The sequence below is a fragment of the Stanieria cyanosphaera PCC 7437 genome (assembly GCF_000317575.1).
Taxonomy (GTDB): domain Bacteria; phylum Cyanobacteriota; class Cyanobacteriia; order Cyanobacteriales; family Xenococcaceae; genus Stanieria; species Stanieria cyanosphaera.
Genome location: NC_019765.1, coordinates 212,856 through 232,749 on the forward strand (window position 1 = coordinate 212,856; position 19,894 = coordinate 232,749).

The 19,894-nt window shown below is 40.4% G+C and carries 13 protein-coding genes and 4 pseudogenes; 13 read left to right on the plus strand and 4 right to left on the minus strand.

Annotated elements, in window-relative coordinates; translation table 11 throughout:
* Positions 1-30: 30 nt before the first annotated feature.
* A complete protein-coding gene (locus tag STA7437_RS23145) occupies positions 31-810 on the plus strand; it encodes a globin domain-containing protein (RefSeq protein WP_015212059.1) in 780 nt (259 codons plus the stop codon).
* An 84-nt stretch (positions 811-894) separates the two neighbouring features.
* Here STA7437_RS23145 and STA7437_RS23150 read toward each other — a convergent pair whose 3' ends face one another.
* Both STA7437_RS23150 and STA7437_RS23155 read right to left on the minus strand, forming a co-directional pair.
* Positions 895-1,341, minus strand: a complete 447-nt coding sequence (locus tag STA7437_RS23150; RefSeq protein ID WP_015212060.1) for a nucleoside deaminase — start codon at positions 1,339-1,341, stop codon at positions 895-897.
* 216 nt (positions 1,342-1,557) lie between these two features.
* Positions 1,558-2,355 (minus strand): SDR family oxidoreductase, encoded by a 798-nt coding sequence (locus STA7437_RS23155; RefSeq protein WP_015212061.1) that lies wholly within the window; start codon positions 2,353-2,355, stop codon positions 1,558-1,560.
* Between the two features lie 555 nt (positions 2,356-2,910).
* Between STA7437_RS23155 and STA7437_RS23160 the strand changes: the two genes are divergently transcribed.
* The 11 genes and pseudogenes from STA7437_RS23160 (at position 2,911) to STA7437_RS23195 (ending at position 12,944) form a co-directional block, all read left to right on the plus strand.
* On the plus strand, positions 2,911-3,378 hold the full coding sequence (locus tag STA7437_RS23160) for a helix-turn-helix domain-containing protein (RefSeq protein WP_015212062.1): 468 nt from the start codon (positions 2,911-2,913) through the stop codon (positions 3,376-3,378).
* Positions 3,379-3,419: 41 nt separating this feature from the next.
* A complete protein-coding gene (locus STA7437_RS25195) occupies positions 3,420-3,920 on the plus strand; it encodes a hypothetical protein (RefSeq protein ID WP_150109188.1) in 501 nt (166 codons plus the stop codon).
* Positions 3,902-4,024, plus strand: coding sequence for a hypothetical protein (locus STA7437_RS27525; protein ID WP_281169281.1), 123 nt, complete (start codon positions 3,902-3,904; stop codon positions 4,022-4,024). The genes STA7437_RS25195 and STA7437_RS27525 overlap by 19 nt, the downstream gene beginning before the upstream one ends.
* 159 nt (positions 4,025-4,183) lie before the next feature.
* A pseudogene (locus STA7437_RS23170) lies at positions 4,184-5,465 on the plus strand (serine hydrolase domain-containing protein).
* Between the two features lie 214 nt (positions 5,466-5,679).
* Positions 5,680-6,450 carry a glucose 1-dehydrogenase gene (locus tag STA7437_RS23175; protein ID WP_015212064.1) on the plus strand — a complete coding sequence of 257 codons (771 nt, stop codon included), beginning with the start codon at positions 5,680-5,682 and terminating at the stop codon, positions 6,448-6,450.
* A gap of 41 nt (positions 6,451-6,491) precedes the next feature.
* Entirely contained in the window at positions 6,492-6,881 is a 390-nt protein-coding gene (gene uraH, locus STA7437_RS23180) for a hydroxyisourate hydrolase (protein WP_015212065.1), read from the plus strand.
* Between the two features lie 150 nt (positions 6,882-7,031).
* Positions 7,032-7,556 (plus strand): META domain-containing protein, encoded by a 525-nt coding sequence (locus tag STA7437_RS23185; RefSeq protein WP_015212066.1) that lies wholly within the window; start codon positions 7,032-7,034, stop codon positions 7,554-7,556.
* A 170-nt stretch (positions 7,557-7,726) separates the two neighbouring features.
* Positions 7,727-7,900 (plus strand): hypothetical protein, encoded by a 174-nt coding sequence (locus tag STA7437_RS26710; RefSeq protein WP_015212067.1) that lies wholly within the window; start codon positions 7,727-7,729, stop codon positions 7,898-7,900.
* Between the two features lie 60 nt (positions 7,901-7,960).
* Positions 7,961-9,485, plus strand: a pseudogene (gene tnpC / locus STA7437_RS27880) (IS66 family transposase).
* A 73-nt stretch (positions 9,486-9,558) separates the two neighbouring features.
* Positions 9,559-9,726 (plus strand): transposase, encoded by a 168-nt coding sequence (locus tag STA7437_RS26325; protein WP_150109190.1) that lies wholly within the window; start codon positions 9,559-9,561, stop codon positions 9,724-9,726.
* A gap of 230 nt (positions 9,727-9,956) precedes the next feature.
* Positions 9,957-12,944 carry a Tn3 family transposase gene (locus STA7437_RS23195; RefSeq protein ID WP_041620530.1) on the plus strand — a complete coding sequence of 996 codons (2,988 nt, stop codon included), beginning with the start codon at positions 9,957-9,959 and terminating at the stop codon, positions 12,942-12,944.
* A gap of 29 nt (positions 12,945-12,973) precedes the next feature.
* Here STA7437_RS23195 and STA7437_RS23200 read toward each other — a convergent pair.
* Positions 12,974-13,586 (minus strand): annotated as a pseudogene (locus STA7437_RS23200) (tyrosine-type recombinase/integrase).
* A gap of 3,912 nt (positions 13,587-17,498) precedes the next feature.
* Between STA7437_RS23200 and STA7437_RS27805 the strand changes: the two are divergent.
* Positions 17,499-18,641, plus strand: a pseudogene (locus tag STA7437_RS27805) (DNA/RNA non-specific endonuclease); the annotation flags it as partial.
* A gap of 219 nt (positions 18,642-18,860) precedes the next feature.
* Here STA7437_RS27805 and STA7437_RS27810 read toward each other — a convergent pair.
* Entirely contained in the window at positions 18,861-19,316 is a 456-nt protein-coding gene (locus tag STA7437_RS27810; RefSeq protein WP_407696435.1) for a pentapeptide repeat-containing protein, read from the minus strand.
* Positions 19,317-19,894: the final 578 nt, after the last annotated feature.

The following is a 19,894-nucleotide window of genomic DNA, read 5'->3' on the forward strand; positions in this document are numbered from 1 at the left end:
AACAAAAGACAAAAAATAAAGGAGAAAATTATGACAATTACAACACCTAACAATTCTTTTAACGCTACATTACAGGATTTAATTGAATATCCCGCCAATGGTATTAATAGTACAGTTCTACTCAAAGACAACAATAGCCAATACAGCTTATTCTGTTTGGCAGCAGGTACAAATATCGACGAACATACTTCTACTCGTAATGCGGTCATAACTGTAATTGAAGGTTCGGGAAATCTCAATTTAGAAGGAAAAGATATTGCTTTGACTCCAGGAGTATTTATTTTTATGCCAGCGAATGCACCCCATGCGGTACAAGCAAAAGAAAACTTGGCATTTACCCTAGCTTTATCCGAACATTTACCAGCTAAAAAGGGAGTTAGCCAAAAAACCATCGATATTGTTAAATCTACCGCCCCTGTAATTAAACAACACGGTAAAACCATTACTACTCGGATGTATGAAATTATGTTTGACACCCATCCAGAGGTAAAATCACAGTTTGATATGGCTGCACAGGCTAACGGTACTCAACATGCTAAACTTGCTACTGCTGTTTATAGTTACGCTACCCATATCGACGATCTAGAATCTCTGAAAGCAATGGTAGATAAGATCGCCCATCGTCATGTAGCAACCCATGTTTTACCAGAGCAATATCCTATTGTAGGGGAATGTTTGTTGAAAGCAATTAAAGATGTGTTGGGAGATGCAGCAACCGAAGAAGTAATGACAGCTTGGGCTGAAGCCTATCAAGCTTTAGCTGGGGTGTTTATTAATCGAGAACAACAAATCTATCAAAATGCTTCTTAATTGCTACTGTCGTACTACCAGACTATTAATTTGCAGGCGTTGGTAAATCAAAGTATGATTTTAAAAATTACCAACGCCCTGATTTTATAACTGTTTAAACAACTCCAAACATTCTTCAGCTAGAATACCACCCACAACTTCTATATTCTGAAAACCTTTGGCAACGACGGTTTTACAGGGCAGATCGAAAGATTTAAGCTGGTCTAGTCCCAAATTACTTATCTGTTCTATAGATGCACCAAAAACCACCGTAGAAACTCCTGCCCAAACACAGGCTGCTGCACACATCGGACATGGTTCGCCAGTAGCATAAAGAGTATAACCAGATAAAGCATCTAGAGAATAACTATACTGTTTGGTAAAAGCTCGTAAAATATTAAGTTCGGCGTGTGCGGAAACATCGTTATCTGTTTGGGCGGTATTATAACCGCGCATCACAATTTCATTATCTTTAACGATTACAGCACCATAGGGTAAGTCGCCTTTTTTTGCTTCGATTAAAGCTTCGCGCATAAATTTTTCGTGAGTCATCGTTTTTTTTTATTTACTTTTGTGATGCAGTTATGAACTTTTATAAGTTAAAGATTAGAGTTTAGAGATGCTATTGAAAACTATCCGCAGTCAGATCCGAAGGCGCGACTCCTAAGACAATTGCTAACCTAAAAATAAGTTTCGATTTTAGTTTCAAGACTAAAACTGCTATTTTCCATCAACCATTATTCCACAGATTTTATGAAAACTACCAAGTCAACTGTCGAAGAGGCGGACGACAGAGCCACCGCCGTGAACTTTGATTATCTGACCGCTAACCCAACTACCCGCTGGCGAACATAACCAAAGCATCGCGTTAGCAATATCTCTAGGTTTACCTGTTCTACCAGTGAGATTGTCGGGATGCAATAACTTTTCCTGCACGGTAGGATCGATCCCAGCATCACTATAGCCAGCCGTCATTACAGTGCCAATGAGGATAGAGTTCACGCGAACCTTTTGAGCCAGCATGTGTGCGATCGAAATCATCATCTGGTTTAGGGCTGCCTTAGATGTGCCATAAGCCAGGATGTCATAAGCAGGCACGGCTGATGAAAATGACCCAGAATTGGTAATACTGGGATTCTCTGCCTTGAGTAAGTGAGGTAGGCACGCCATAGACATGCGGTAGGCGCTGATTGTGTTGAGCTTGTAGGAATCAATAAACGCTTGGTCGGAAATCGCTGTGGGATCGTCATGGCGTGCGCCCCAACCCACATTATTGATTAGCGTCGATATTCCGCCGAACGCCTCTACAGTTGCAGCCACCACCGCGTTTATGTCCTCGGAGTTCGTCACGTCGCAAGCCATGCCACGGCAATGACTACTTGTTTCTCCTTCGATATTTGCTGCCGTTTTCTTGGCTTTATCGCCTTGGAGATCGGCAATCATCACGTTCGCTCCAGCACTGGCAAGCGTCTTGGCTATTCCTGCACCGATATTCTGTGCGCCACCCGTAATAATGACATGATGGTTATTCATGCGGAAATCTGCAAAAGCATCAAATTGAGTCATTAGATCGATTCCTTGTAATAGTGGTATTTATGCTGTCCTGCTGATTTTGAGCAAGTCGAGCTTGCCCTTACCATGCCCGACTATATCTCTGTTGCAGTCGCTCGATTACTTGTGTTATTCAAACTAGGCAAAAATTATGAGTAACTTATGAAGAAGACTAATAAGTACCAAATTGAAATATCTGCAATCCTTTGGCGAAATTCAATCGTACTAAGATATGCAACTATTAAATTAAAGAGTACGGCTTAAAGAATTTATTTCCCCTTCCTGTTACATATTTGTCAACGATTAAAAATACCTCGCACAGTGTAACGCACTTCATCGCTTTTGCGATCGGTCGGCTAGGCGCAAGCCTAATCGCTTTGTTTCCAAAAAAAGAGTCGCTCATAAGTTCCTCAAAACTTCTGGCTATAAATTAAAGCCATAGCTCAAATGTATTGCCACCGATTTAGCGATACACCGTGTTTTTCGGTTGAGAAATATCAGTAGAGCTTTTTAAGTAAGTGGACAAAATAAATTACAGTAGTTAAAAAATAGTAACTGAGAGAGTAACGAATGACAACAGGTCAATTTATTCGTCAGATTAATTTGGAAACTCAAAGCTTATTAAAGCGAATCTATCGGCAAAGTAGTCATCATCAAGTACGCCAACGTTCTCACTGTTTACTCCTCAAAAATCAAGGAGTAAACATTAAGCAATTGAAAGCAATTTTCCAAGTCAGTGAAAAAACTTTATACAACTGGTTTAATGCTTGGGAGTCAAAAGGGTTAGTTGGACTTTACAATCAACCAGGAAGAGGGCGAAAAGCAACTTTTAATCCAGAGCAAATAAAACAAATAAAAGAATGGGCAAGTTCTCATCCTCAGCAATTAAAGCAAGTTAGACAAAAAATTCAAGAAAAATGGAATATTACAGTTAAGTGGATGGAAATTGATTCTTACAAAGACTGGCAAAGTTTAGTTGATTCTGTGGAAACAATGCTTCGGGAATTTGGTCAAAAATATGTAATTAATTTTGTCTAACTACTTATATAACTCGATACATCATGAGAAGTTCAAGTGTAATGTTTTTTCTAAAAACCAAACCTACTGGTTTGTTCTTCTGCTTTGTAACTACATTATTGTTACTTAAACCATTATCGGTTAATGCTCAATCGATCAAACCCTCAAACGTTAGCGATCGCCGAAACTTAGAGTCTTTGAATATAAAATCCGATGCAGAAAAGCTGGCTCAATTTGAACGAGAAGAAGTAGAAGTAGATATAGTTGAACCTATAGAGACCAGAGAAACAAATAGAGCGCGTAGCTATATAAGCGTTGGTGGAAATATTGGTTTGGGAGGTGACGATACTCAAATTGGAGATGGTGCTTTCGCTGTCTTAGGTAAAGGGGCGTTAACCAGGCATTTTGCCTTACATCCTGCGGTGTTATTTGGCGACAAAAATACAATATTCCAATTCAAAGCGGTTCTTCAAAAATACTTCACCCCTTCATCGGCGGCGGAATATCAATTAAAGAAATATTTGATGATTTCGATTTGGGTGGTTTGGCAACAGCAGGAGTAGATGTTCCAATCACAGATCGCCTGACAGGAACAGCCCGCGTGAATGTGGGTTTTGATGACGATACTGATGTTGGCTTACTTTTAGGAGTTGGTTACGGTAACTAACTTAGATAAACTACTCAAGTTACATAAAAACAAGATCGAATGAAGCAAAAAAACAGCCTTTTATCATTTTCTCGTACTTCTAAAAATCTATTAGCGATTGCGCGAAGCGCACCAGCGAAGCCGATCGCTATTGCACTCTGTATTATATTTTTTACCGTTATGAGTTCATCCGCACAAGATAGCCAAGATCGGCAATATCTCTCTGCGGGAGAAAGCGACCCGATAAAAATGGGTTGGATGCAGGGGTTTCCACCGCCGAAAGATAAACGCTTAAGGTTTGCCGATGGCTCTTTCTTTGAATTTCCCGCTTTCTTTGCGCTATAGCGTGGCACATATGAGAGAGTTTATGCCTACAGTTGATGTTTCTCGTGGCATAAAAAACCAACCAGTTCCCTTTGAATACGATCTAGATGAGAATATTGACTCACTAACTTTCGTTCCTTGGAACTCTGATGAAGAGATGACTTGGGAAGCTTCTTTAGGCAAGAATTATACCGACGGCATACTAATTCTACATCAAGGCAAAATTATCTATGAAAAGTATTTTGCAGCCTTTACCGAGGTCGGTCAACACGCAGTTATGTCCCTAACCAAATCTTTTACGGGAACGCTGGGTGCGATGTTGGCTGCTGAAGACACTTTAGATGAAAGCAAAACTGTAGTGGAATACGTACCCGAACTAAAAAATTCTGCTTTTGCCGATGCTACCGTTAGACAGGTAATGGATATGACCACTGCCCTTAAGTTTAGCGAAGACTATTCCGATCCTAATGCTGAAATTTGGCAATATTCTGCTGCGGGTAATCCCCTCCCCAAACCTAAAAACTACAATGGACCGATCGGCTATTACGAATACCTACAAACAGTACAAAAAGATGGCAAACATGGGAAAGCCTTTGGCTACAAAACAGTTAATGCCGATGCTTTGGGCTGGATAATTTCTAAAACTACAGGAAAATCAGTAGCGCAGTTGTTATCTGAAAGAATCTGGCAACCTCTGGGTATGGAACAAAATGGCTATTATTCTGTAGACGAATTGGGAATCCCTTTTGCTGGAGGCGGGTTAAACGCAGGATTACGGGATTTAGGACGTTTTGGAGAATTAATTCGTAATAAAGGAAATTGGCAAGGCAAACAAATCATACCTCAAAGTGTCGTTGAAGATATCGAACAAGGCGGAAGTAAAGAGGCGTTTGCTAAGTCAGACCATGACGAGTTAGAAGGCTGGTCTTACCGAGATATGTGGTGGATTACCAATAACAAAGATGGGGCATTCGCTGCCAGAGGCGTACACGGACAAACCATCTATATTGACCCCACTGCTGAGATGGTCATCGTGCGTTTTGCTTCCCATCCCGTTGCTGCCAATTCTGCCAACGATCCCTATTCTCTACCTGCCTATCAAGCCGTAGCAGATTATTTGAAGGAGCGAAGCTCCTAGCTGCAAGCCATAAGCTGTAAGTTTTTTAGGTTTAATTTACCTTTTCTATCCTGAAATGACGGAAAGTTTAGATTGATAGTTTGAATCTACATAATAGATCGGCTTAGAGCTACGGAGGCTTCGCCTCCCAGTCGTCTTACGACGATCTGCGCGAATGCGCTGTGCTTATAGCTTTTAAAAATTAACGATAAACAATACACAAACAATAAATATCATGAACACAGAATTATTTAATTTAGAAGGAAAAACTGCGATCGTTACTGGAGGCGCGAACGGTATCGGTAAAGGATGCTCTCTAATGCTCTCTGATTTTGGTGCGAATGTCGTCGTAGCAGATTTAAAAATAGAAGACGCTAACAAAGCAGCCGAAGAAATTAAGCAAAAAGGCGGACAAGCGATCGCCGTATCCTGCAACGTAATGAAAGATGAAGACCTGACCAATTTAGTAAAACGCACAATTAAAGAATTTGGCGGTATAAATATTTTGGTCAACAACGTTGGCGGTGGCGGTGCGGGCAAAGAAAGCCCCTCAGATATTTCCGTAAATGACTTTGCCCGAACTTTTCAACTTAATGTATTTAGTGCTTGGCGGTTATCGCAATTATGCGCCCCTGAGATGAAGAAGTCTGGCTATGGTTCGATTATCAGTATGTCCTCCATGTCCTCAATCAACAAAAGTCCTGCTATCAGTGCCTATGCTTCATCCAAAGCAGCAATCAACCACATGACCGCTAATCTAGCCTTTGATTACGGTCCTGATATTAGAATCAACGCGGTAGCACCAGGAGCGATAAAAACTGATGCTTTAGCCTCGGTGTTGACACCTGAAAGAGAAGAAAAAATGCTATCACATACGCCTTTAGGACGGCTGGGTGAAGCAAAGGATATTGCAGGTGCAGTACTTTATTTCGCAGCACCCATATCCTCTTGGGTAAGTGGACAAGTATTGTTTGTTAACGGCGGTGGAATACAGACCTTAGATTAATTAATTCAATAGTAATAAATTAAATATTTACAAGGAGCAAAATGAGTTTAATTCACAACTTGTCGGCAGGGATTCTTTTCTCTCTTGTCTCAACAGCAGCCCATGCAGAAGGAATATCAACTCATGTATTAGATATAGCTAATGGGGTTGGTAGAGCAGACGTACCAATCACACTTTCGGTACAGGATGAAAATAATTCTTGGACCGATATCGGCAGTGCCACAACGGGCGAAAATGGTCGTGTCGAATCTTTTGGCGAAGATATCACAGTAGAAGAAGGTGTCTATAAACTTACCTTTGATATGTCAGAAACGGGAGAGACTTTTTTCCCAGAAATTAATGTGGTATTTAACGTCGAAGATCCAGAAGAACATTATCACGTACCAGTAGTTGTCAGTCCCTATGGTTACAGTACCTATCGCGGAAATTAATCTTTCGCTCCATTTTTTATTTTTCACGGAAAACAGCAGAAATTCCCGCTATGAACATAGCTGCTAGTTAAAGCGATCTCTTTATTTACCATCGCCATAGCAAATTTTGTCTTAACCGTATCTAATCGAGATCGTTCATAAATAATTGTCATGAAATTTAATCTCAAAGCCGTAACCCAGCTTTTGCTAATAGTTACGTTAAGCACTACAACAATCGCCTGTACGGATAATTCTGAAGATCTTACAGTTATCCCACCTGCAAACGAAGAATCTGAAGTTAACCAGGAGTCAGATGTGTCACAACAGTCCAATACTATTGAAGGTACAGTTTGGAATTTAGTCAGCTATAATCAGCAGCCAATTTTAGCCGAAAGCAAAATAACCGCAGAGTTTGCCGAAGGGCGTGTCAATGGTTCGGCAGGCTGTAATTCCTATTTTGCCGACTATCAACTAGACGATACACAGCTTAATATCGAGACTGTAGGTTCGACGAAAAAAGCTTGTCCAGATGATTTGATGGAACAAGAGACTATTTACTTAAACTTACTGGATAAAGCAGAAAGTGCTGCTGTGGTAGATAATGTGCTGACTATTAATACTTCCGATGGAGACTTAGTATTTGAAGTCGAGGGACGAGTAAAGAGTTTCGCGACTCTTGTCCAATCGGCTTGTTGAAGCAACTAAGGGAAATAAACAATGAACAGTAAACATTAAACAAAAATTGATAAATGCCAAATGCTAAATGCTAAATGATATCTAAACCGATTTTAATTCCAAAGACATCTTGCAAAGTTCTTGACATTTGGTTTTTACCTTGGATCTACTAAGCAAAGAGATTTACATCAATGAAGAACTCAACTAAAACTATTGTTACTGCACTTTTAGCAACGGTTATAGGTGCAGGAGGGATGGCTGCTATTGTCTACGCAGAAAGTCTTGAAGAACAGCAAGAAACCGAAAGCCTGCAATCTTTAGCTAAAATCACTCTCGAACAAGCCAAGCAAGCTGCCGAAGAGTAAACGTTCATTCCCCCCAGTCAAAAATGAGCCAACTGCGCCCTTGTGGTGTATGTTAAAAACATGGCTCAATTAGATCGAGATGACTTGGCACAGATGAACGAAGACTACTTCAAGTCTCTCAAAAAAGAGAGATTGGTAGAAGTTGCCAAAAATCTACATCAATTAGCTACAGATTTATGGGAAAAGCAACAGCAGAGTTCGGAAAATAGTTCTCAGCCTCCATCAAAAGATAATCCTTACACTTCAAAATCCACAACAGAAGAGTCCGAAAAAAATTCAGAATTTGAAACCAAATCGGGCAAAACGGAAGGGGATCGAATAGAAGAATCGGAAAAAAACCCCGTAAGGAAAAAATCTCTCAGGAAGCCAGGAAAACAACCAGGAGGAAAAGGATTTGGGCGTAGTCAACCTCTGAATGCCGAAGTAATAGTTCCACACTATCCTCGTGTCTGTATCGCTTGTAATCATGATTTAGCTGAATCAGAGGCGACTAGGTACATGGGGCATTATGTTTTGGAATTAGAACCACTATTATTTGGGTTTCGGATAGTGACTCAGTTACATCATTACTATCGGACAACTTGTAGCTGTGGTCACTGCACCTATGACAAGCCAGGTACAGGTAAGGTTTCTGTAGTAGAAGGACGGAGCCAAGATTTAAGATTAACAGAGTATGTGTTAGTAGGACTATTCCTCGCCACCTTCATCGCTTCCTTGAGCGTTCGTTATCGGATGAGCCGTACCAAAATTCAAGAGTTTTTAAAAGATTGGACTAACACCGAACTGAGTATTGGAACTATAGACAGATGTATCCGAGAAGCGGGAATTTGCTTGTGTGCCAGTCGTAGAAGAATTAGTTGAACAGTTACAACAGGCAGATATCCTTCACTTGGATGAAACTCATTGGTACGAGAGGGGAAAACTACATTGGTTATGGGTGGCAGTCAGTACGAAAACCGCCGTATTTCATATTGGCTCTCGTCGGAAAGAAGAATTATCCTATTTGGTCAAAGAAGCTTTTGTGGGTTGGTTAGTAACGGATGGTTATGCTGCTTATCGCTCTCACCCCAAAAGACAGAGATGTTTGGCACATTTGATTCGCAAAGCGATCGCCATAACAGGAGCAATTAACCAAAAAGCAGCCCAAATCGGACAATGGATTTTAGACGATTTAAGAGAATTAATTAGCCAAATTGCTTCAGCCAGTGAAGATAATCGTCTGATTCGTAAAATTCTGGCTGGTCTCAGAAGAGTGTGTCATCTAGGGAAAAAGGCTGATCAGACTAAGTTACAGGCTTTAGCTAAAGAAATACTCAACGACTGGGATGCAGTGGTTGCTTTTGTTAAAAATCCTGAGTTACCTCCCACCAATAATCAAGCGGAACGGTCTTTGCGTCATGCGGTAATTGCCAGAAACATTGGGTTTGGCACTCGCACCCGCGAGGGAAGTTTGGCTTACAGTTCTTTGTTGAGTGTTATTGAAACTTGTCGCCTGAGAGATATTAATCCTTGGGATTACATCGCTGAAGTTTTAGCTAAGGCTCGAAAAGGTCTTGCTCCACCACCATTTCCTGTTGGCAGTTAATTAATGGACTATCGCGATCGCGATAGTCCCAAATTTCTCTTGCTTTTTTGCAGGGGGGGAATGAACGGTTACGATTCCGACTCATAATACTTATCAACAACCTGTAATTAGCGTGAAGTTTGACAAAGCCGATTGTCTTGCTTGTGAGTCTAGGGCTGATTGTACTCGTGCTAAAGCAGGAGCAAGAACGGTTATTTTACGCCCCCAAGCCCAACATCGCGAAAATATAGGGTTCGTGTGACCAAGTGCAACCTGTCGCTAAAACCCTTGTCCTACATAATTTATAGCCTTTAATATCTGCTTTCTACTTTCATTCAAATTCGAGCTTAATTGATAAGTTTTATAAATATCTCTTGTTTAAGAGATTTGACAAAAAATTTCAAATCTGCATTTTTTCTAAACGAATAATAATACCGTCCCCTCTTCTTCTATGCTGTCAATTGATAAACTGGTGTGAGAAGAAGATGAATGGTGAAACCAAATTGGGACGCAGAAGAACTAATCGAACATTGGACGCTGCTACCCCAAGAATTAGAGTTAGTCGAAAATAGAGTTGGGGGAAATAAGATTGGTTTCGCTCTTTTATTAAAGCATTTTCAAATCTTTGCTAGTTTTCCAGAGCGTAGCTCATCTATCCCCAGAGTTATTATCTCTTATATAGCTTCACAGACAAATACTCCTGAAAGTTCTTATTCTGACTATGATTGGTCGGGACGTTCGGCAAAAAGTTATCGGGTTGAAATCCGTCGTTTATTCAATTTTCGAGTCGCTACAGTCCGAGATTCAGAAGAGATGAGTAACTGGCTGATTCAAGAGATATTACCCAACGAGCAAAAGTTTGAAGCTATCAGAGAAGTCGTCTCTCAAAGATGGAGAGAATTACAACTCGAACCGCCTACAACTCCTCAAGTCGAACGCTTAATCAAGAGTGCTATTTACCAATACGAAGCTGATTTCTGCTCCTCAACCCTAGAGAAACTCACTCCCTCTATAATCGAAAAAATCGATATTCTGCTTTCTACGGAGGATTCAGAAGAAACGGAAGATGATGAATCTGCCTCCCAGTCAGGCAAAAAAATTAAAATGTCGGATTTCGCCTTCCTCAAAACTGACCCAGGAGCAGTGGGATTGGATAGCTTTCTCACTGAAATCAAAAAATTGAAATTGATTCGTGCTGTTGGTTTACCCTCAGATTTATTTACAGGTATTTCGGAAAAACTGCTCTCCACCTACCGTCAACGAGCATCCACAGAATCCCCCTACGACCTTCGCCGACACAAAGATGCTATCCGCTACACCCTAATGGCAGCTTTCTGTATCCAACGCAGCCAAGAGATTACAGACAATCTCATTGAGTTACTCAATCAAATCATTCACCGCATCGATACTAGAGCCGTAAGACGAATCAACCAAGAATTAATCGATGAATTCAAAACTGTTTCGGGCAAAACAGGCTTACTGTTTCGCATCGCCGAAGCAGCTATAGCAGCACCAACTGGAGTTGTAGAACAAGTTATTTACCCTGTCGTGTCTCTAAAAACCCTCAAAGATTTAGTAGCAGAATATAAATCTACGGGCAATTTCTATCAGCAAAGGGTTCATACAGTAGTTCGTAATTCCTTTGCCAGTCATTATCGCAGGATGATTCCTCAACTATTAGAGGTGTTGGAATTTCGTTCTAATAATGACATCCATCGCCCTGTAATTGAGGCATTAGAGCTTTTGAAGAAATACGCTTCCAGTAAAGCTCGATATTATGACCCTAGTGAAGAAATAGCTATTGATGGAGTTCTCAAAAGTAACGCAAAAGAGATTCTGTTAGAAACTGACAACCAAGGAAATGAGCGCATTAACCGCATCAACTATGAAATCTGCGTCCTTCAAGCCCTCAGAGAAAGACTCTGTTGTAAGGAAATTTGGGTAGTAGGGGCTAATCGCTATCGCAACCCCGATGACGATTTACCCACTGACTTTGAAACCAAACGGCAAGTTTATTATCAGGCTTTAACTCTCCCCGAAAATGTAGAAACTTTTATCAGAAGTTTACAGGAGCAGATGGAGTCAGGGTTAGAGAAACTGGATAAGGGAATGCCTAGAAATAAGAGTGTCACTATTATTGGTAAGGGAAATAAAGGTTTGATTAGACTTAGTCCGTTTGATGCTGCACCCGAACCCATCAATATCAAACAACTCAAGGGAGAAATCAACCGTCTCTGGCACAAAACCAGTCTCTTGGACATTCTCAAAGAAACGGATTTACGAGTTGATTTTACCCGTAACTTCAAGAGTATGGGAACTAGGGAAATTTTAGATAGAGAAACCCTGCAAAAGCGATTATTACTCTGTCTGTTTGGCATGGGAACGAATACGGGACTAAAACGCATTAATACGGGGATAGATGGAGAGAACTATCAAGATTTAGTTTATGTCCGCCGTCGCTACATCCACAAAGACCAGTTACGCAGTGCTATCGCAGAAATAGTTAATGCCACCTTTGAGATTCGCTTGCCTCATATTTGGGGAGAAGGAACTACCACTTGTGCTAGCGACAGCAAGCATTTTGGTGCTTGGGAGCAAAATTTAATTACCCAGTATCATCTCCGTTATGGCGGACGGGGAGTGATGATTTACTGGCACGTTGAAAAAAATTCAACCTGTATCTATTCTCAGCTTAAAACCTGTTCTTCTTCTGAAGTGTCGGCGATGATTAATGGAGTTTTAAAGCACTGTACCAATATGGAGGTGCAGAAAAACTATGTGGATAGTCACGGGCAAAGTGAGGTGGCTTTTGCTTTTACTCACCTGTTGGGTTTTCAGTTAATGCCCAGGCTCAAAAGGATTAAGGTGCAGAAACTCTATCGCCCTCATGCGGGTCAGGTAGATGCTTACCCCAATTTAGAACCTGTCATGACTCGTCCGATAAACTGGGACTTAATTCGTCAGCAGTACGACCAGATGGTGAAATATGCCACTGCTTTGAGGTTGGGGACGGCAGAAACCGAAGCTATCTTAAAAAGGTTTAGCAAAAATCCTTTTAAACATCCTACCTATCTAGCCTTGATGGAATTAGGCAGGGTCATTAAAACTATTTTCTTGTGTCAGTATCTCGACTCGGAAACTGTACGCCGAGAGATTAATGAAGGATTGAATGTGGTAGAGAGATGGAATGGGGTTAACGAATTTATCTTCTACGGTAAGGGTGGTGAGTTTGCTTCTAATCGCTTGGAAAGTCAGGAATTATCGGTATTATCTTTGCACCTGTTACAGATTTGTTTGGTGTATATCAATACTTTGATGATTCAGAGCGTGCTAGCACAGGAGCATTGGAAGAAGAAGCTGACGGCAAGGGATTTACAGGCGATTACGCCCTTGATATTTAGTCATGTTAATCCTTATGGGTTGTTCAAGCTGGATATGAAGGAGCGGATAGTTCGGTTAGCGCAACCATTAGTGGCTTAAAATGCCCCAAATTAATGTATGACTTAATCCTAATCCATCCAGAAATTCTCAAATCTCTGAGGTGACATCTGAGTATACCGAACCGTATGATGGATATTTTTATGTCCCAAATAATCCTGAATCGCTCTCGTATCATGACCTTGAGCAGCTAGATAATAACCGCACGCATGACGCAGTTGATGGGGATGAACCTGAAAAGAAATACCAGCTAATTTTCCTGCTCTGGCTATGATGTGACGGATGGAACGGGTTGATAAAGGGGCTTTTCGTTCGGAAACAAAAACATAGCTTGTATCGGCATAGTCTCTCTGGAGAGTGCGTAAGGCTCTGATTTCGGGAGAGCGTAAGGGATGAATGCTGTCGCGACCGTGTTTAACTCTTCGGATTTCGATGTAACCACCAGAATAATCAATTTGCGTCCAAATGAAGAGCTACTAATTCAGCCGTTCTCAATCCATGACGAAACATCAGTAAAATAATTGCTCCATCCCTGATACCATGACGACCTACTTTTTTGGCAGCGTGGATCATGGCGTTGATTTCATTGGTACGCAGGTATTCTCTTTCTCTCGTCGATGGTTTTTTCGGTGGGGGAGAAAAAAACTTTGCCGAAAACGAAAGTTGGGCGATGAATAATAGCATGGGTTGAATCCTCATGCTGGCGTTTATATTTTCATGATACTTTGCCTAGAAGGAGACATTTTCGGCAATGTTATGATTTGTATTTCTTATCATTCGAGCTAAAAATTGGTATAAAAAATCACAATTTTTTTGAGGCTGCACTTCGTCGCACGAACCTTCTATTTCCGCCCTCTAACACCTTTGTTTGAATATGGAGGAGAATCGTATTCTGGGATTGTAATTCCTGAATTGAGTGATAAATTAGGTAATAATCGCTATCAACTAGCAGTTGAAGTACCACAAACAGTTGTTTTAGGAGAATCTTTAATTAAATTAGAAAGAGTCCAGGAAGAATTAAATGGTACTGAACCTGGGGATATCGAACAAAAAACCTATGTCAGTGAAACTGGCATTACCATTCAACCCGATGATGTCGAATTAACCCTCGCACCCCAGGCTTACAAAGACCAGGTTAGCGTTTTTAATGCTTTAAATCCTGAAGAAATATTAGCCTTTGATGGTTTAACCAGCAGAGATTTATTACTAGCACAAATTCCTGTCGGTAATGGTCAGAGTTTTGATGATGAACCCAGAGATTTAGTTGCTACTCATGATGCGACTCGTGCTTATGTATCCTTAAGGAGTTCTGGTCGAATTGCTGTAATAGATTTAATGAGTTTACAGCAAGTAGATACCTTACCCGAAACTTCAAATATTATCGATCCAATTCAACTACCTATTAATGCTGCTCCTCATGCGATTGCTACTTCTGCCGATGACCGTTATCTCTATGTTGGCGATTATCGCACGGGAACGCTCTACATAGTCGATATTGATTCAAGATCGGATACTTATCATAAGGTGATTGAAACTATTAGTATTGCTGAAGCTGCCAATGGTTTCCGTTCTCTAGCAATTAATAGTGATGGCAAAAAACTATTTGCTACTGTTCCAGGAAGTTATTCATCAAATAGTAAGGGTAAAGTTTATGTATTCAATATCGATCCAGAGGATAAACCCAAGGAATTAGAAGATAGCCCTGGAGAATTTGAACCCAATACTGAAAAATGGCATGAAATTATTGGAGTTATCGAAGTAGAAAAAGGAGTTGAAGGAATTTCTGCTACACCTGACCCCAATGTTATGATTTTTGCCAATCGTCAAGAAGATTCTCAAGGTTTTGGGCGTTTAAAAATTACTAACGACAAACCCACCGAATTTGCTGCTAAAACTAGCTATACTGCACTGGGATTGGGAAGTACGAATGACTACTTTGATGTTAATGAAGCGATGAGTATCGCAATTACCAGTGATAGTAAGTATGGTTTTGTGGCGGGAAGAAATAGCAGATTGATGGGCAGTGGAATTCCTAGTATTGATGGGCCCAAAGCAGGTAGTAATGTCGGGATTATTGTCGATCCTCTCACGGAAAATGCCAAGTTAATTGCTGCTACCAGACCGATTCCCAATGCTTGGACGAGTGATGTAACTCTTTCTAGTGATGATAAATACCTCTTTGCTGCCTATCCAGGAGTGGGTGGTGTTTATGCCTGGGATGTCGAAGAGATGATTGAGACGATTGACGATCCTAGTGAATTTAAGATCGATCATCGGGGAAGAGGTATAGCATCACCTGTCTTCAATCCTAATACAGCTAAGAATGCAACTAAAGCTGACTTTAGTAGTGTCCCGATTGATAATATTAATCCCGATATTACCCTTGCCTCCGATTTACAGCTTACTAAAGACGAGTATCGGTTTGATGGTTTTGAATCTGTCAATGATGTCGAGTTTGGCGTTCCAGAAGATTCAGTCCGCGCGCCTTTGACTGTTGGTTTTAATCCTTGGTCGGTAGCGAATGTCAATCATCGCGATTGGTTGGATTTATTACCAGTTGATGATGACAATATTACAGAAAATTCTACTCCAACTTTTAAATGGGAATACGATGAAGGGTTTGAAGATGTAGAAGAAGTTAATCTTTTTGTTAGCTCTTTTCCCAAAGATAAGGGATTATTACCCTGGGATGAATTAGTTGATTTATCCGACCCTGATTTTCTTTCAGATCTTAGCGAATCAGAGAAGAAAGCTTTAATAACAAGATCTTGGCAAAAATACAATGATTTCAATCCAGGTCGAATTTTAACAGCGACTTGGAAAAAAGATACCGATACTTGGTATTGGCACGATGGAACTACGATTATTCCTCAACCTGTTAGCGATCCAGCAAATAATCAAAATCGTTTTACTTTGCCAGATTTGAGAGCTTTAACCAACGGACAAACTTATTATTGGGCAGTAGAAGCTTTTGGCAAACAAGGAACGAGAAATATTGATTTTGGTCGTTTCGAGACAGTCGCTCCTCCTAGTACTAATCCCTTCAGTAGTGTTAGTATTCTTACTCATGGATTTACTTTACTCCCTGGTTCTACAGGCATAGATAGCGCAACTTACGATCTGGCAGCAGCGATCGCAGATTCTCAAAGAAATGAGCCAGACGAACAAGGTTTGATACTTCGTTATGACAAACCAACAGGACAATGGATTCCTATTGACGAAAAGCAAAATGTTTTGGATAGTGTCACGGGTGGATTGGATACCGACGATCCCAACTATCTATCTACCGTAGCTAGTAATATCAAAGCTAATTATCAAAATAAACCTTTGGTTCTGATTCCAGAATGGTCGCTAGATTATGAATCTGTATTGCCTATTTCTGGTTTTACTGAAGGGGCAGCCGATGCGATTTTCGCGTCAATGGTTCAATTAGACCAAGCTTTGGGGGGTGAAATTGGTATTACCAATGATGCTGGTGAATTGACTCAACTATATGACGATGAAGGGGATTTAATTCGCACTTACGGAGATTTATTTAGCTCGCCCTTGCACTTTATTGGCTTTAGTCGCGGTACGGTTGTTAATAGCGAAATCATTCAACGTCTCGGTACTTATTATCCTCACGCTGGTGGTGCTGTTTATATAGATACTGATGATGGGAATAAAGTAAAACCTGTTGTAGACGCGAGTGGAAATAAAGTTCGCGATCTGCAAATGACCACTATCGACCCCCATGACTTTAAGCAAGATAGTTTAAATGTCGGTCTTCCCCTTCCTGGTTTGGGAACGATACTTGACTTTAAAGATTTTAACGAGCCAGAAGTAACAGTTTGGGATAACGTAACTTTTGCCGATAACTATTTTCAAAATATTGCCAATCCTAGTGGTGGTACGTGGACTCCCAATGGTCGAAATATTGATAATGCAGATGTCAATGTTCCCTTAAACGGACGTAGCGGTTTTATCAAGGATAATGGAATTGGTGCGCCACATACAGGAGTATTTGCTTGGTACGCAGGTACGGTTGATTTTGCCTTAGATGAAGTTACCACAGGGTATCAAATAACAAAGTCTGGAATTCCGATAGAACCAATAGCCACCAAAATTTACGATCGCTTGGGTTCGGAAGCTTTAGAAAGTCTAGCTTTAGATAGTCTTGGAGAGGAAGATATTTCTCAACTGTTGGATTTGAGTGCTGCTAATCCTGCTTTGACTGGTTGGTACTTGAAAGATGATGAGAATAATTCTGAAGGTATTGGTGAAGGTTGGTATTACTCTATTTTAGGTGGCGGTCAGCGTCCCGATGTGGATTTAAGCGATCGCACTCCTGTCAGTGAGGATAATACTGACCCCAATGTTGAACCAGGAGATTTTGCTGTTCCTACAGTGTTTAATGGTAATTTCGATTATGGAATTAATAATACTCCTGGTCAGGAAGTTCCCAATAATTTACCCGTTCCTGGTTGGTCTTATCATAATGGTGAAGGAACACAACCGTTACGTTATGAGCATTTGGTTGATGTTGATGATATTGATACTATAGTAGAGTCAGAACAAATAGATGAGCCACTTTTGGATGATGCAGTAGCACCTTTGATGGCGGCTTTAACTGTTCAACAACAGAAGAATAGAGCAGCAAAGCTGGGTGGTGGAAATCCTAAAGCATACAGACATAATTTAGTTAACGTACCCGAATGGGGCGATTTACGCTTCGATCTTCATGTTCATAATTTGAATAATGGTCAAATTAAAGTATCTTTATCATCTACCGTACCTGGTTTTGAAAATTATAATTTCGCTCCAATTAATTTGACATCAGCAATAGGTAGCCAACCTGAATATGAAGATGATAGATATAGAATTGGGTATGGAAAAAATGGATTTGAAACTTTTAGTTTAGATGTTCCAGATGAGTTAAGAGGAAAAGTAGTATCGCTTAATTTTGAAGTAGTTGGAAGTGAAACTGTTTACCTTGATAATGTATTCTTCCAAAGTCAACATCTATTATTAGGAAATCCGACGGAAGCAAGACAGCCTGATGATACAACTCCTTATATTGATAACTATTTATTGGAGAAACCACAGTTTAGCGTTTCTTACAGTAAAAATGACAATATTCCCAATTGGAGTGCTTGGCAATTAAATTCTAATTGGACTGGAAATGCCAGTCGTCCTAAGCCTGATAAATTTTTTGGAGATCCAATGATTACGTCACTAGGTTGGGTTGGTGTGGATCATCCTACTGACTACGAAAGAGAATACTCTGATGGGACACCAAAAACAAATCTTCCCCAAATTAATCCAAAAGATGGCAAGCCTTATAAGTTAGCACCTGGACATTTAGTCTCTGTATCACAACGTAGTAGATCTTTAAAAGATATTTGGTCAACCTATCTTACAACCAACATTGTGCCTCAGTTCGATAAACTTAATACTCCAGTTTGGAATAATTTAGAGAATCATTTTGAGAAAAAATTAGTTACCAGAACAAATGATCGAAGGGAACTTTATATTTATTCTGGTAGTGTAGGTACAAAGTCGGACAAACCTAGTATTAATATTACCGATCAACCAGATTCCCCATACGATATCAGAGTTCCTGAAGATTTATGGCGAGTTATCGTTGTTCTTGAACGACCGGGTTTGGGACTAGCAGACATTAATCCTAGTAATACCAAAGCATTTGCTTTGATAGCAGCCAATGAACTTCCCACTCCTGGTCAAGCACCATTCGATCCTTGGTACACAAATGGCAATATTGAGTTGACCAATATTGCATCGCTAGAAAAGGAGTTAAACCTTGATCCAACGAACAAAGCTCGCGGTATAACCTACAATTTCTTATCAAATTTGCCTGTGAATGTTCGGACTGCAATCAAAAATCAAACATTTCCAGTCCTTCCTCCCAATACAAAACCAGTCGATGCATTTTTACTAGCTGATTCAAATAATGCCAATTCATTCGTTACGGATACTACCATCAATCCAAATAGTGTTCCTATAGATATTTTCTTTAAGAAAAATATGTTCGATGTTAGCACCAATGAAGCTAGCATTAGTCAAATTGCTTCTAGCAATTTCAGCAGATCCCAAGTAAGCACCAGTCAAATTAGCACCAGTCAAATTAGCATTCCAGAGAGTAGCCATACTAAGCCCAGCATCAGTCAGATTAGCTCCACTGAGGTTGGCACCATCCAAACAAGCGGAGTTGAAAAGAGTTCCACTGAGATTAGCCCCACTCAAGTTGCTCCCTTCGAGATAAGATTCGGACAAATCCAGTCCACTGAAGTTGACTCCGCTCAAATTGGTATTAACAATTTGGTTAATGGACAATTCGTAGCCAGTAAAATCCCTTACTCCACCAGCATAAAGTCTGAGGATATCTTCGTCCTCGAGCAATGGTTTGTCACTCATGTTTTTGCTCCTAATTCATCTGTTAAAGTATCTGATACATTAAATAGTCTGTGGAATTATAACTTATCAACTCCATTCGATATCAACTTTCAAATCACCGACTTACCATCAGGACAACTAGCCGAAACAACCATTACAAGCTTCGACGAAAATGGTGTACCCAACGCAGGAACAATCCTCATCGACCATGATGCCAATGGTGTAGGCTGGTTCGTTGATGAAACTCCTTTAGATAATTCCGAATTCATTACCCAAAACACAGACAGTTACCTACTTGCTACAACCGAATCAGAAGCGAATGGTAAATACGATCTACTTACTACTGTTCTCCATGAACTTGCTCATCTGTATGGCTTTATCGATGGTTATCAGGGATTTGATGCCAACTTAGAAACCAAAAATGGCACTACTAAATTCATCGGTGATGACTTTGAAGCTGTCCTCGATGGCGAACATTTAGACAAACAAGCACATCCCTACGATTTACTCAATACTCACCTCGCACCAGAAGTCCGCAAACTTCCTTCTGAATTGGATGTAGAAATACTCAAAGCAATTCTCGCTGATGAATCACAAAA

Excerpts from the sequence above, each read along its gene's own strand:
- STA7437_RS23145 (WP_015212059.1), top strand. The coding sequence starts at position 31 with ATGACAATTACAACACCTAACAATTCTTTTAACGCTACATTACAGGAT.
- STA7437_RS23150 (WP_015212060.1), bottom strand. The coding sequence starts at position 1,341 with ATGACTCACGAAAAATTTATGCGCGAAGCTTTAATCGAAGCAAAAAAA.
- STA7437_RS23155 (WP_015212061.1), bottom strand. The coding sequence starts at position 2,355 with ATGACTCAATTTGATGCTTTTGCAGATTTCCGCATGAATAACCATCAT.
- STA7437_RS23160 (WP_015212062.1), top strand. The coding sequence starts at position 2,911 with ATGACAACAGGTCAATTTATTCGTCAGATTAATTTGGAAACTCAAAGC.
- STA7437_RS25195 (WP_150109188.1), top strand. The coding sequence starts at position 3,420 with ATGTTTTTTCTAAAAACCAAACCTACTGGTTTGTTCTTCTGCTTTGTA.
- STA7437_RS23175 (WP_015212064.1), top strand. The coding sequence starts at position 5,680 with ATGAACACAGAATTATTTAATTTAGAAGGAAAAACTGCGATCGTTACT.
- uraH (WP_015212065.1), top strand. The coding sequence starts at position 6,492 with ATGAGTTTAATTCACAACTTGTCGGCAGGGATTCTTTTCTCTCTTGTC.
- STA7437_RS23185 (WP_015212066.1), top strand. The coding sequence starts at position 7,032 with ATGAAATTTAATCTCAAAGCCGTAACCCAGCTTTTGCTAATAGTTACG.
- STA7437_RS26710 (WP_015212067.1), top strand. The coding sequence starts at position 7,727 with ATGAAGAACTCAACTAAAACTATTGTTACTGCACTTTTAGCAACGGTT.
- STA7437_RS27810 (WP_407696435.1), bottom strand. The coding sequence starts at position 19,316 with ATGAGTGACAAACCATTGCTCGAGGACGAAGATATCCTCAGACTTTAT.